Consider the following 14,396-nt stretch of genomic DNA (forward strand, 5'->3'; position numbering starts at 1 on the left):
AGTTCGTTTTCATCTGTCGCATCCATGCGGGGTTTAAAGCGGACAATCCTTTGTCACACTTTTTATATCGGTTATCTGCCCTGCAACTTAACCGATCCTTGCTGATTTTTGCAGGTCCATCCTTAAGACAAAAGTTCTGCCACCTCTGCTACAAAACTCCGCGCGATCCCGTATAAGACCTTGGTCGAAACCGCGTCCTGCTCTTTTGTCACAGCAAAATCTGCGTCTTCCTTTTCATAGAAATCATCTACATTGGTCCCGGCATCCGCAGCGTAAGCAAAAGATACCGGCAGACCGGTTTCCTCACGCATAGCATTGGCTAAATATGGCATATGATCTGAAAACAGTCCGGCGATATCCTCCTTTTCAAAAGCCACATCGCCCGAGATCTGACCATTTTCATAGCGGAAACTTGCAGAGACAGCACCGCTTTCGTCCATATCCAGTGCCACATCGACCAGACCTTTCTCCTCGCTTCCACGCACGATCTTGAGGGAAAGATTGCCCAGTTTGTCTTCCACAAGAATCGGAATATTATAGGTCTCGCTCTGCTCTCCCATCTGTCCCAATGCCTGGATCTGAGTCATGACAAGTTTCATGCCACGCACATCGATCGAGGTCACATCTTTTTCCACCAGCATATTTTTCATGACCTTCTCTGCGGTTTCCTCTAATTTATGCTGGGCATCTGCCATTTCCTTTGGTGTCTTGCAGGCTTCGCCGTATTCCTCGATCAAATCTTCGATCAGATCCGAAATCTGCTTTGCGGATATATCCTGACTGTCGCCGGAAGCAAATCTCTGTAAATTGCGATAGACGCTATTGCGGTCCTTAAGCATTTCCGAAATACCGCTCAGAAAAGCCGGTGTCTGTGGCAGGTCATATTTATCAAGCATCTGATAAACGGCTTCCTCGCTCTTTAATGCCTCTGCCACCTCTTGTCTGGTCTGCTCCCGCGCCATCTCCTCGACCGCTTCTTCTTCCTTAACATAAGCCGCATCCTGCCCGCTTAATGTCTCCTGCGGTGCCAGGCGCATTGCCTCAATAATATCCAGTTGGGATTTGAACTGCTCCGGTGTTAGATCCATGTAAGCGTCCTGACTTTCAAACTGCTTCATCTTGACCGGTGTCATGGTATCTTTTGCCTCATACAGGCAATTTGCCTGAAATGCCATCTCTGCCTGCTCAGTGATGGAAAGGGATGCCCGGTCAAAAGAGTCCACCTGCCCAAAGGAATCATCGACCGCATATTCCTGTCCGCTATGTTTGGTTGACCGCACTGCCGTCATGAGATTGCGCAGGGTCACATCTTTTCCCTGCATCATCAAGGCTCCGATCGCGGCACCATCGCCCGCTTCCACCTGATAGATCATACGGTAAATGCCAATGTAACTGTCGCGCTCCTCCTGACTGATGTCACCGGTCTGCTCTAATTTCCACAAAAACTTTGCATACTCATCGCTGTCCTGTCCGGTCTTGGATTCCCCTTGACCGGAAAGATCTTCCGCCAGATCGGTCAGATCTTTTACCGTCAGATCCAGCGGGTTATGCCCCTGTCGGATCATTTCCATGACACTGGCCGGCTTCATCGCCCGGAACATTTTCTGCACTGCCATATCGGACTGGCGCACCTTTTGGATATTTTCTTCGGTCAGATTCATCTCATTATATGCCAGAATACGCACGGCACGGCGGTTTTCCTCGGTCAGTTCCATGCCCTGATCCTGCAAAATATCATCCACATTGGCAAATGCCTTTTGTATGGAGTCTCCCAGATCTTTTCTCGGTTCTGTCCAGACCGTCTCGTAGCGGCTCTCAGCACTTTCAAATGCAGCAGATACCTTTCCCGCCTCTGCGCTCACCTGGCGCAGGGTCATTTCCTCCACTGCCGGTATCTGCGCTAAGAATGCTGCCGGTGCACTGCCAAGCGTCTCCTGTGCCTCTCTGTAATCCTGATAAACGGCAACATTCTCCGCTGTCTGCTCCGGATCATCCACGGAAAGCATCTGCTTTACATATTCTTCTTCCAAAGACTTGAGGGCATCTACCGTCTCCTCGATCGACATGATATCCATCGCAATGCCCTTTTTCAAAAGACTGTAATTCGCCTCCACACTCATCAGAAGCCTTGCTTCCTGCATCTGTCTCGTGCTTGTGATCGCATCCAGTTCTTTCATCTGTTTCGCATACAGATCTTTTGCCTGCCCCATCAGACTGTAGTCCGATAAAAGCATGGCATCCCCCGGCTCCTTGCCTTCTGCTACGGCATCTGCGATCTGTTCTGCTGTAGCGCCGCTCTCCTGATTCAAAGGCAGTTCTAACAACTTTGCCATATAGGTCAGATTTTCTGTAGTGACCGGGATCTGATTTTTGATCAGATAATTGCAATAAGTCAGGTTTTCATCGGAAGCCTCCATGCCTGCATCCGTAAGCATGGTCTCCAACTGGGCTTGCAGATCTTTTGGCAAAGCCTCCATATCGTCTGCCACCCCACTTTCCGTTCCACCGGAAAAATACGCCTGATAGACATGATCAATAGTCGGAGACAAGTCATTTTTTAACATATAGCAGGCAGCCCCCAAGGACAGCTGACCATCCATCTCCTGCGTCTTGGTCATTGCGATCTGTCCTGCCGCAAGCGTATCCTCCTCCACCGGAAGATCGGAATTTTCCAGCGCATATTCCAACTGGACTTTTTGTCCCGCACTGTCACTCATAGCCTCCAACTTGGCATCCGAAATACCGCCCATCCGGGAAATATCCGCACCGCCTTTTGCCATAGCAACCTTAATACGATCTGTCACGGTCACAATGGTGTGTGCTTCCATATGCATAGGAGAAAATCCCTCCTCCTGCATTTTTTCGTAGTCCTTGTCCGAAATCGTCTGGGCATAGACTGCCATCTGGTTATGTAAAAGACTGGCATCCGTTCCCTGTGCCAACTGTTCTTCCATTTTCTCTGCCATAGTCTTTTCTTTCAGATCATTTTTATTGTAAAAAGGGTTATTGACCGAGATGCTGCGCAATTTTTCCTTAGCGATCTTTTGCTCACTTTGCGCGGCATCTGTGGTAGTCGCTTTTCCATCAACCTTTCCTACCTGCTCTATGATGTCTTTTCTTCCAATCTGCTCCAGTTGCATGCACTGCCTCCTTTATCTGTTGTATTATATTTCGGTCGTCTGTGGGTAAAACTTGACCTTTTAAGGCAGGAGCAATTTATCTCCGGCACAAATATGATCTCCGTTTTCGATATTATTTTTTTGACAGATCTGTCTGACCATATCTTCTGTTCCGTAGACTTTTCTGCTGATATCCGTCAACTTATCTCCCTGTTCTACAATATAATAGCCCTGCTGCAGATATACGTTCGTCGTTGTGCTGTTATTTGCCTCGGCAGAAGCACTTGCCGTCGCGTTTTCGGTCGTTTGACTCCCCCCGCTATCGTCCTGTGCCTCCTGCGATCCATCCGCTTTTGCCAGTTCCTCTGCTCCCTTGCTGATGGTCTCCTCTATCATCTGGTTGCTGGCATCATCACTACTGCCACCCAGTGACGCGACCGTCTTTTGCATCTCGTTTAACTTGGTATAATTTTGAAAGAGTACGCCGGACAGCAGGATCATAACGACCAGGGCAACCGATACCGCCACTTTAGACATCTGGCTTTTTCCGCTTCCCCTGCGGTCATTCATATAAGACCGATACCTCGCCAGTGCCTCTCGATCCTGCCGGATTTCCTCGTCATATCGCTTCTCGTCATGCAAAAGGAAACGATCCATTTCATCCAGATCTGCCCGCTTTGCCATCTGCTCTTTTTTTCCATGATACTCACTGAGATAGGTACTCATCAGGGTATTCTTTTCATAGTAGACAAAAAATCCGCTTACCTCCTCCATGATACCATGGCGATCCATGTAAAGTTTTTCCCATTCTCCATAGGCATCATACAATAGGACATTGCCATGATCCCCCGGAAAATGACGGCTACAGATCTTTTGGATGTCCTCCATCCGGGTCGGCTCGCCCAGGCACTGCATTGCCCAACCTAAGATACTCCACTGGGGGAAATAATTTCTGACCTGCCGGTATATCCGATCCCAGATATCCTCGGAAAAGACCGGCATACCGCCTCCGAAACTGATCTGTTCCAGTTCCATAGCGCCTTTTATGTATAAATTGGGCTGCTGCCCTCCCTGACGGATCTCTCCTAGCAAAATAAAAGCATACCGTTTCTTCTGGCGACTGCTTCCATGTAAAAAACGATACACATAATCTTCCACGTACACGCGGGCATCTTTTGGCAAAGTTCCGATCTGTCTTACATTTCTTGGTTCCTCAACTACTTTTTCTACGGGTGTGGGTTCTTTTACTATTTCTATCATAACGGTCTCCTTTTTTCTTCACGCTACCACACCCCCGCGAAGAAAAATGTAGAAATTACACAAAAAAATCACCGGGATTTCTCCCGATGATCTTATAACTCTGTTCTGCCCTCCAGCGCACGTAGCAGGGTCACTTCATCAATGTACTCCAGATCGCCCCCTACAGGAACACCGCTCGCGATACGCGATACCTTGATGCCTGTCGGCTTGATCAGTTTGCTGATATACATTGCTGTCGTCTCGCCCTCCAGACTGGAATTGGTTGCTATGATAACTTCATCTACATCTCCCTGCAGACGCTGCATCAATTCTTTTAACTTGATGTCTGCCGGTCCGATCCCCTGCATAGGTGATATGGCACCATGCAGGACATGATAAACGCCCTCGTATTTACCGGTCTTTTCATATGCCGCCAGATCCTTGGTATCCTCTACGACCATGATCACCTTTTGATCTCTGGCAGGATTGCTACAGATCGGACAGATCTCATCATCTGTCAGCGTATAGCACTGCTTACAGTAGTGGACACCCTTTCGGGCACTGACCATGGCATTTGCCAGATCTTCTACTTCTTCTGTAGGCATATCAAGAATATGAAAGGCCAGACGCTGCGCCGACTTTGCACCAATGCCCGGCAATGTAGATAACTCTGCGATCAGTTTTGTGATCTGCTTGCTATAATAATCCATGTACTCTGCTTAGAATGGTAATCCGCCACCCATGCCTCCGGTTATTTTCGACATCTGTGTCTGTGCCTTTTCGTCCATCTGACGAAGTGCCTCATTGGTCGCTGCCATGATCAGATCTTCCAGAGTCTCGATATCATCCGGATCTACGACTTCCTCGGATAACTTGATCTTTGTGATCTCCTTCTTGCCGGAAACTGTCACTTCTACGACACCGCCACCTGCGGTTGCTGTCAGTTCTTCTTCCTCTAATGCCTTAGATGCTTCTTCCATCTGACGCTGCATCTTCTGCGCCTGTTTCATAAGGTTGTTCATATTACCCATGCCACCACCGCCTGGGAATCCTCCACCTCTTCTTGCCATTTAAAAGTCCTCCTCTTCAATTTCAATATTTGCGACCTTTGCAAAATAATCTACCGCATTGGTATATAACTGGCTGCTTGCCGCACTTGATGTATTGACTTTCACAACGATCGGCACATGTTTACCGATCGCTTCTTCCACCATAGCCTCTAGATCTGCCATCGTATCTTCGCTGGCTAAGATCGAACTATTGATACTCTTGGCTCCTGGTGGCTCGTCATAGACGAGCATAAGTTGATTTTGCTCATTGACCGTCGGATAAGCACTTAAAAGTGCCTGCCGCAAAAGTCCGCTGGAACCGGAAACGATCTGTTTCCACTCACGGCACAATTTCTGCACTTCTTCCGGCATAGCATCCGGCAGGTCTTTTTTCTGCACGACAGATGCTCCTGCCCCAGATAGCCCCGGATTGACGGTTCCTGCACTTGCCTGCTGCACCATGACTGGAACGCCCTCCTCGATCTTGTGCTCTACCACATCCAAACGATCTACGATCGCCTCGTAATCCTGTTCCATCTGCGGTCGGCACAATTTGATCAGTGCGATCTCGATCAACACACGTTTCTGTGATGACTGGCGTATCTGGTTGGACAGTTCCGAGAAAATACGGACATAACGCATCAGCGTCTCATCCCCTACCATAGCTGCCTCTTCCTTTAATAATGCCATATGTTCACTGGAAACTTCAAGCACATCTTCCATATTTGTATCGCTTTTTACCAACATAAGATTGCGCATATACCAGGTAAATTCGATAACGAACTGGTTTAGATCCCTGCCCTGTACGACCATCTCTTCCAAGACACCGATCGCACCTGTGACATCATGCTGTAAGACATGGCGGAGCAGTTGGCTAAAGATCTCATTATCCACAGCCCCCAGCACCTGCAATACCTTATCATAGGTCAGGTTTTCGCCCAGATAAAAAGCGATACACTGGTCTAAAAGACTTAGGGCATCACGCATAGAACCGTCTGCCGCCTTTGCCACATAGCGCAATGCCTTATCCTCTACAGAGATATTCTCCTTGACCATCAACTCCTGCAAACGTCCTGCAATAGTATCAATGGAGATCCGCCGGAAATCATAACGCTGACAGCGGGATAAGATCGTGATCGGAATCATATGCACTTCTGTTGTTGCCAGAATAAAGATCACATATGCCGGTGGCTCCTCCAAAGTCTTTAAAAGAGCCGCAAAAGCACTTGCAGAAAGCATATGTACCTCATCGATGATATAGACTTTGTACTTGCCCTCTGTCGGTGAATATGCCACTTCTTCTACGATATCTCGGATATTTGACACACTGTTGTTGGAAGCCGCATCGATCTCAAATACGTTCATGCTGCTGCCTTCCGCGATACGTTTACAGGTCTCACATTCATTGCAGGGACTGCCATCCACCGGATGCTCACAGTTGACTGCCTTTGCCAGGATCTTTGCAACCGTCGTTTTACCGGTTCCTCTCGTCCCGGTAAAGAGATAGGCATGCCCCAGCCGATTGGCTTTGACCTGATTTTTTAAGGCTGTCACAATATGATCCTGCCCCTTTACATCCTCAAAATCCTGTGGTCTGAATTTACGATATAATGCCGTATAAGACATCCTCTACACCTCTTACTTCCTAATCACCAAAACTGATGCCGATCCGCTTTGCTTCCTGAATCATCTGGCAGTCAGGATCTACCATCTTAAGTTTGCCCGCCACATCTTCCAGCGGAACACGCTTTGTCTGCCCATCGATCATAGCGATCATATAGCCATAATCTTTTTCCAGGATCGCCTGAGCTGCCGCAGATCCCAGTCTCGTACAAAGCACCCGGTCATACGGACAAGGACTGCCGCCCCGCTGTGTATGTCCCGGCACTGTCACCCTTGCCTCTGAACCGGTACGGTCTCCGATCAGTTTGGCGATCTCATAAGAAACGGACGGATATGGTGAATTTTCTCTCTTTTTCTTCCATTCCTTTTTGGAAAGTGCTGCATCCTCCTTGGAGATCGCGCCTTCCGCTACCGCTAAGATCGTAAAGCCCTTGCCTGCCTGATGGCGTTTATCGATCGCCTCGATCACCTTATCAATATCATATGGGATCTCCGGTAACAAAATAATATCTGCCCCGGATGCCACACCGGCATAAAGGGTCAGCCAGCCGACCTTATGTCCCATAACCTCCACGATAAAGACACGGTTGTGGGAAGCCGCGGTGGTATGAATACAGTCGATCGCATTGCAGGCGACATTGATGGCACTCTGAAATCCAAAGGTCACATCCGTTCCATAGATGTCATTGTCAATGGTCTTTGGAAGATGGATCACATTCAGCCCTTCCTCACGCAAAAGATTGGCTGTCTTTTGTGTACCATTGCCCCCCAGAATGACCAGACAATCCAGATTGAGTTTATAGTAAGTCTCTTTCATTGCCTCGACCTTATCCAGACCATTCTCATCCGGAATCCGCATCTGTTTGAAAGGCTGTCTGGATGATCCTAAGATCGTTCCTCCCACCGTAAGGATACCTGAAAAATCCTTGCTTGACAGCAGGCGGTAATTTCCATAGATCAAGCCCTTGTAGCCATCATAGAAGCCATATACTTCCAAGTCTTTGTCGTTCTCACTGAGTCCCTTGACCACACCTCGCATTGCGGCATTGAGTGCCTGGCAGTCGCCACCGCTCGTCAACATTCCAATTTTCATTCGTACCCCATCCTTTCTTTTTGATCTGTCTGTATTATTTACTTGTTGTACTCACCATATTCACAGCCTGCATGGGCAACTGCAATCTCATCGACCAGTTCCCACTCCCACTTTGGCTTTGCCCCATCCTTGTTCAGGCGCAGATGCTTGCGATATAACTTGATCGTACCACTGCCATTGCCGCCATTCCACAGATGGTCATGGCGCTTGCTGCCATCCGGTGCTTCATAATTGATAAAAAGCATCTGATCCTTTTTGCAGGCGATCTCCGTACACATTTTTGACATCGGTGTTTCCTGCACAACACGCCATACGACATGATGCTTTGTCTCTTTACATTTAAACTTCGTCTTGGTCAGCGTCCATACCTTAGAAAAATTAAATTCAAACGGCTCGCCCTCATACCACATGGCTCCAAGTAATTTATTCTCCATAGCGACCGGTCCTACCTTTGGTCTGCCACCACCGATCACAAATGCGGAGTCCTTTAATTTTTCTCCGGTCGTCTTGCTGGTCAGATCACTGCTCGCCAACCATACCCAAGGGCTTGTGAAATCCCTGCCCCAGTTTTTATCTGCATATCCATAGGAATCTTCCTTGGAAACGATATACTCTTCGCCATTTAATACGACTTTTCCCTCGAAGGCAGTCTTCATGCCCTCACAATGCCAGAACATCTCAAAGGCCTCTGCATCGCGAAGTGGTTCGCTGGCGCCATAACCTACATTAAACGTCAGTTTTTTGTCCATGGTCAGATCCCAATACATCTTGCCAGCATCTGACATATATTCCGGATGCGCCTGACATTCTTCTTCGGTCACGTCCACCATACCAAGCGTTCTTGTCTCAGAGCAGAAACAGTTGTCTGCACTGATCAGGTAAGGGGCGTCCTCCTTGACCGTCACCTCATCCCATGCGAAGAAGCGGTGCAGCTGTATTGGATGTTCTCCCCAGCTACCGACCTTGACCATCATATAAGAAGGCTTGACCTGCTTTTTTTGATTTTCCTCGGTCTGCCCTAAAATGGCTTCTTCCCCGCCAAGTGCCGGGTTGATCGTAAAGAACTCTACAAAAAAGGCTCTCTCCTCTCCGGTCTTGCTATGGTGGGCTGTAAAGGAATGCCACCACCAGTCAAAGCCCTGTTCTGCCAGTTTTCCATGCAGCATGAATTTATTTCGACTGACATCCGAGTGGTTAAAATTGATCTCAGGCAGATCGACCTTGGTTTCCACCACCTCGACGCTCTGTCCGATCTTTTCCTCGATATCCCCGATGGTCTGCCCCACCTTTTCTTCTAATCCCTTTGCCTTTTGTTTGATCTCATCCAGATTTTCAAAAATCTTCATAGAAACACACTTCCTTACTTATACTCTTTTAGTTTGTCCTTGGTCATCACAGTGACCGGATACATCTGCCCATCTACCTCTACAGACGGTACGGTAGCATCATGCGCAAATGCATGCTCTTCCATATAGGAATACTTATCCGGTGTCTTGCCTGCTTCTAGGGTCTGTATCAGATTTTGTACCTTTGGTCCCTGATTGGGATTACATTCTCCCACATAGGAGATCTTATCTTGTAAAAGATAGGATAAAACTTCTTTATTCACGCCGTCAAAAGACATGACCATGATATCACCTGCCGCGATATCCGACCCCACATGATAGCCGGCATCCTCGATCGCCTCAATGGCTCCGAATGCTTCATTGTCATTCTCACAATAGACAACATTGATGTCATCATACTGCTTGAGCAGCGTGCTCATGGCTTCCTTGCCCTTTGCCTGAGTAAATTCTCCCGGCACCTCCGCCAGAAGATTCCAGCCATAGGTGACTACCGCATCCTGCAAGCCCTTGGTCCTGCCGATCTGCGCGGATGCACCGATCGTTCCCTGAATATTGACAATATGCAGACTGTCCTCTGCTATGCCCTTGGCGACCGCATATTGATGCAGCCATGCGGTTGCCTTTTTTGCCTCTAATTCAAAATCAGATCCCACCCAGGAGTTAAAGAGTGTCGGATCCGACACTGCCACCTGGCGGTCAATGACAATAACCGGGATATTGGCACTGCGCGCCTCCTCTAAAACGGTCTCCCAACCTGTTTCCGTCACCGGGGCAAGCACGATATAATCAACATCCTGCTGGATGAACTTGCGGATTGCCATGATCTGATTTGCCTGTTGCTGCTGCCCATCCTCGATCAGTAACTTGTAACCCTGATCTGCGGTAAAGGTCGACTTCATGGATTCGGTGTTGGCCGATCTCCAATCCGACTCTGCTCCCAGTTGGGAAAAACCGATCACGATCTGCTTGCTGTCCTGACTTTCTGTATCCTGTGATGTCGCTGCCGTCGTCGTATCTCCACAGCCTGTTGTCAGCGTAAAGGCTGACAATAAGACGCTAAATACAGCAACCAGCCGGCTTGCCATACTGCGTCTGGTCTTTTTGATTCCTTTCATTGTAAAAACACCCCTTCTAATACCACTTCTTATTATCTCCGAATTGCGACAATTTCGCAACACCCATACCAAAAGAAAACGAAAAATAGAGATGACGCCGGATATGCGTTCATCTCTACTTTTCTCATGTCGTTTCTAAAAAAGAAGGAGGTTATTTATTTAAACTTTGTGCTTTTTTCTTACGTGCCATAACTACACTCTGGATCACTAAGAAGAGACAGAGCATTGCGGCGATCGTAATTCCTGTCCACCAAGCCTGATCCAGACCTGCAGAAGAAACGATATTCTGAATGGTGCTCAAAGAAAGTACACCAAAGAGTGTGCCGATGATATTTCCCACACCACCGGTCAGCATGGTACCACCGATGATAGAAGATGCGATGGCGTTCATTTCCATACCCATGGCATGGGAAGCAGAACCGGATCCAACATGGAGGAAATATACAAATCCGCCAATACCTGCTAACAAACTACAAATCAGATGTGACAAAAACTTTGTTCTTCTGACATTGATACCAAGCATGAGTGCACTCTGCTGGTTGCCACCAACAGCATAGAAACTACGTCCCAACTTGGTCCAGCGGAGCATGATAAACATGAGGATGACGACCAGAAGTGCTACAACCACACCGATCTCTACATATGCATCCACATATCTGCCTAATTTGTTGACAGAACCCAGTCCCGGAACGATCACTCTGGTATCCTTTAATGCAACGAATGCTTCGTTTTGCACATTGAAAGGATTGGTGTTGACGATCGTCGTCATACCTCTGGCAAAGAACATACCTGCCAAAGATACAATAAATGGCTGGATATCTAAGTAGGCTACCAGATAGCCCTGAACAATACCAAAGGCAAGACCGATACCAAGGGAGATCAGCACAGCCCCTAAGATGGAACCGTTATGATAATCCAGATATACGGCACTGCACATGCTGACCAGTGCTACCACACCACCAACGGAAATATCGATCCCGCCTGTGATCATGACCAAACTCATGCCGCAGGAGGTAATGATCAGTGCTCCGTTTGCATTTAACATACTAAGGAAGGTCTGCGGCCTCAAAAAGCCCTCTCCCTGGAATACGATCGCTCCAATATACATCAGGAAAAAGATAACGATCGTGATGGTCAGAAGCATATTCGTATCCGTCATATTTTTGATTTTGTATCCAATACCTTTTTGTGCTGTAGAAGTCTTATTAGCCATATTATGCTACCTCCTTTGCACGGAATTTTTTGCCAAGACCTGCCAGTTTTTCACGGACAACCGGTGCACTCAGGACAACCAGTAAGATAACGACAACCGCTTTGTATGCCGGAAGTGCATCGGATTGCACATCGAATTTGTAAAGGGTCGTTGTCAAGAACTGGATAACATAAGCACCCAGAATAGATGCCGCCATATTAAACTTACCACCACTTAAGGAGTTACCGCCAAGTGCTACGGCAAGAATGGCATCCATTTCAATATCCTTTGCGATAACGGAATAGTTGATCGTTGAAAGTCGGCTGACCTTGATCAGACCAACAACGGCAACGCAAAGTCCTAAGATAACAAAACTCAAGAACTTGATAAAGGTCGGGTTGATACCGTTTAAGCGGGATGACTTTTCATTGATACCAACAGCCTGTGTGTAAAGTCCCAAATTTGTAAATTTCAATACCAGCGCGATAATGATAACGCAGGCAGCCGCGATAAAGAACGGCGTTGGGATCGGAATTCCCGGTAAAAATCCACCATAGTAGCCAAAAGACGGATCACTGATCAATGGCAATTCATTGTTGTTGATCCAGGCTGCAATGGAACGACCTGCAGTATATAGGATCAGGGTTGCGACCATCGGCTGTATCTTAAAGTGGGCTACCAGGACACCGTTGAATGCTCCAAATAACATAGATACAAGACATGCTACCAAGAATGCCACCAAAACCGAGGTACGAAGTGTCTCCGGTCTGGAATTGGAACCACAAAGTACACGCAGGATCACACTGCCCGCAATGGCAACGGTAGCGCCCACACTGATATCCTGTCCGCCGGAAGCAGCCGTTACCAGTGTCATGCCGATCGCTAAGATGGCAAGTTCTGAACCATAGTCTAAGATGGTGATCAGATAACCGGATAAGACCGGTGCCCCGGAACTACTGTATCCAAGTGTGATCTTAAAGAAAGACGGATCTGCGATCAGATTGAACACAGCCAGGATCACAAGCGCTGCCACCGGGATAAACATCTGCTGTCTTACCAGATTACTGAAAAATCCAGATCCTTTCGTTTTTTTCACTGCTGTATTTCCCATGATTAATTTTCACCTCCAGCGATTGTACTCATAATCTTGTTCTGTGTCAGATCTTCTCCGGAAAGTTCGCCAACCACCTTGCGATCACGCATAACGATCAGGCGGGAGCAGGTACGGAGCATTTCATCTGTCTCAGAAGAAATAAAGGTCACGCTCATACCTTCGGAAGCCAGTTTCAATACCAATTTCTGGATGTCGACCTTGGTTCCGATATCGATACCACGTGTCGGCTCATCCAGGATCAGATAATCCGGATGGGTCAGAAGCCAGCGTGCTAAGATACATTTCTGCTGATTACCACCGGAGAGTGATTTGATCGGTGTGTCAGCGGATGCTGTCTTGATATCCAGAAGTTTGATGTATTCTTCCGCATATTTGTTTGCCTCTGCCTTTGAGAGCGGACGGAAGAAGCCACGCATTACCTGCATTGCAAAAATAATATTTTCCCGAACGGAGAGATCTCCGATAATACCGTCATTCTTACGATCCTCCGGTAAGTATGCAATACCGTTTTTCATGGCATCGATCGGTTTTGTAATCTTAATCTCCTTACCGTTCTTCTTTACCTTTCCGCCAAGCACATGATCGGCGCCAAAAATAGCTCTGACACATTCACTTCGACCGGAACCCAGAAGTCCGGTAAATCCATTGACTTCACCCTTTTTGATGTTGAAATCAAATGGCTTGATACCCGCATTACTGTAAAGTCCTTCTGCCTCAAATACAATCTGGTCTGCATCCTTGCCACTGTATGGCTCCTGCTCGCCGCGGATATCGGACATATCATCCAATTCTTTACCAAGCATCTTGGCAACCAATTTCACACGCGGCAGATCTTTGATCTCATACTGACCTACCAGTTTGCCGTCACGCAGTACCGTGATCTTGTCACAGACCTCATATACCTGATCCAAGAAGTGGGTTACAAAGATAATGCCTACGCCTCTGGATCTCAGATCCCGCATCAGGGTAAAGAGTTTTTCTACTTCCTGCTCATCCAAAGAGGATGTCGGCTCATCTAAGATCAGAACCTTACAGTCCATATCTACCGCACGAGCAATGGCAACCATCTGCTGGACGGCGATGGAACAAGAAGCAAGCTGCTGCGTTGCCTTTGCCGGAATGTCGAGAGACCGCAATAATTTGTCAGCATCCGCATTCATTTTCTTCCAGTCCTGATAGATATTTTCTGTTCTACCTATGTACATGTTTTCAGCTACTGACAAATTAGGACAAAGTGTGATCTCCTGGTACACCGTACTAATTCCCAGTCTCTGTGCATCCTGTGGTGATCGGATGGATACTTCTTTGTCATTTCCCTCTACGAAAATCTGACCATCGTCCTTTTCATAAACGCCTGTCAAAACCTTGATCAGTGTCGATTTTCCAGCTCCGTTTTCGCCCATCAGAGCATGAATTTCACCGCCACATAATGTAAAATCTACATCCTGTAAAGCGCGAACTCCAGGAAATGATTTATTGATATGTTTCATTTCCAAAATGGTTTTA

The 14,396-nt window shown here is 47.5% G+C and carries 11 protein-coding genes; all 11 read right to left on the minus strand.

What is annotated here, in order from left to right:
* Positions 1-122: 122 nt before the first annotated feature.
* The 11 genes from DW183_RS02470 to DW183_RS02525 all read right to left on the minus strand — a co-directional run bounded on the left by DW183_RS02470 (position 123) and on the right by DW183_RS02525 (position 14,380).
* Entirely contained in the window at positions 123-3,140 is a 3,018-nt protein-coding gene (locus DW183_RS02470) for a DUF6240 domain-containing protein (protein WP_118280476.1), read from the minus strand.
* 60 nt (positions 3,141-3,200) lie between these two features.
* Entirely contained in the window at positions 3,201-4,379 is a 1,179-nt protein-coding gene (locus DW183_RS02475) for a LysM peptidoglycan-binding domain-containing protein (protein WP_118280477.1), read from the minus strand.
* 92 nt (positions 4,380-4,471) lie between these two features.
* Complete coding sequence (gene recR, locus DW183_RS02480) at positions 4,472-5,068, minus strand: recombination mediator RecR (RefSeq protein WP_118280478.1); 597 nt, start codon at positions 5,066-5,068, stop codon at positions 4,472-4,474.
* Positions 5,069-5,077: 9 nt separating this feature from the next.
* Entirely contained in the window at positions 5,078-5,428 is a 351-nt protein-coding gene (locus DW183_RS02485) for a YbaB/EbfC family nucleoid-associated protein (protein WP_118280479.1), read from the minus strand.
* Positions 5,429-7,033 carry a DNA polymerase III subunit gamma/tau gene (dnaX, locus tag DW183_RS02490; RefSeq protein ID WP_118280480.1) on the minus strand — a complete coding sequence of 535 codons (1,605 nt, stop codon included), beginning with the start codon at positions 7,031-7,033 and terminating at the stop codon, positions 5,429-5,431. It lies immediately after the preceding gene.
* 19 nt (positions 7,034-7,052) lie between these two features.
* Entirely contained in the window at positions 7,053-8,123 is a 1,071-nt protein-coding gene (locus DW183_RS02495) for a 6-phosphofructokinase (protein ID WP_118280481.1), read from the minus strand.
* 38 nt (positions 8,124-8,161) lie between these two features.
* Positions 8,162-9,469: a hypothetical protein gene (locus tag DW183_RS12495; RefSeq protein ID WP_243069496.1), complete on the minus strand. Its 1,308-nt coding sequence runs from the start codon at positions 9,467-9,469 to the stop codon at positions 8,162-8,164.
* Positions 9,470-9,483: 14 nt separating this feature from the next.
* Entirely contained in the window at positions 9,484-10,584 is a 1,101-nt protein-coding gene (locus DW183_RS02510) for an ABC transporter substrate-binding protein (RefSeq protein ID WP_243069497.1), read from the minus strand.
* A 151-nt stretch (positions 10,585-10,735) separates the two neighbouring features.
* On the minus strand, positions 10,736-11,797 hold the full coding sequence (locus DW183_RS02515; protein WP_118280482.1) for an ABC transporter permease subunit: 1,062 nt from the start codon (positions 11,795-11,797) through the stop codon (positions 10,736-10,738).
* Position 11,798: 1 nt separating this feature from the next.
* Positions 11,799-12,887, minus strand: a complete 1,089-nt coding sequence (locus tag DW183_RS02520) for an ABC transporter permease (protein ID WP_118280483.1) — start codon at positions 12,885-12,887, stop codon at positions 11,799-11,801.
* Between the two features lie 2 nt (positions 12,888-12,889).
* Positions 12,890-14,380 carry a sugar ABC transporter ATP-binding protein gene (locus DW183_RS02525; protein WP_118280484.1) on the minus strand — a complete coding sequence of 497 codons (1,491 nt, stop codon included), beginning with the start codon at positions 14,378-14,380 and terminating at the stop codon, positions 12,890-12,892.
* Positions 14,381-14,396 lie beyond the last annotated feature (16 nt).

This window comes from Roseburia sp. AM16-25 (genome assembly GCF_003473825.1).
GTDB classification, from domain to species: Bacteria; Bacillota; Clostridia; order Lachnospirales; family Lachnospiraceae; genus Pararoseburia; species Pararoseburia lenta.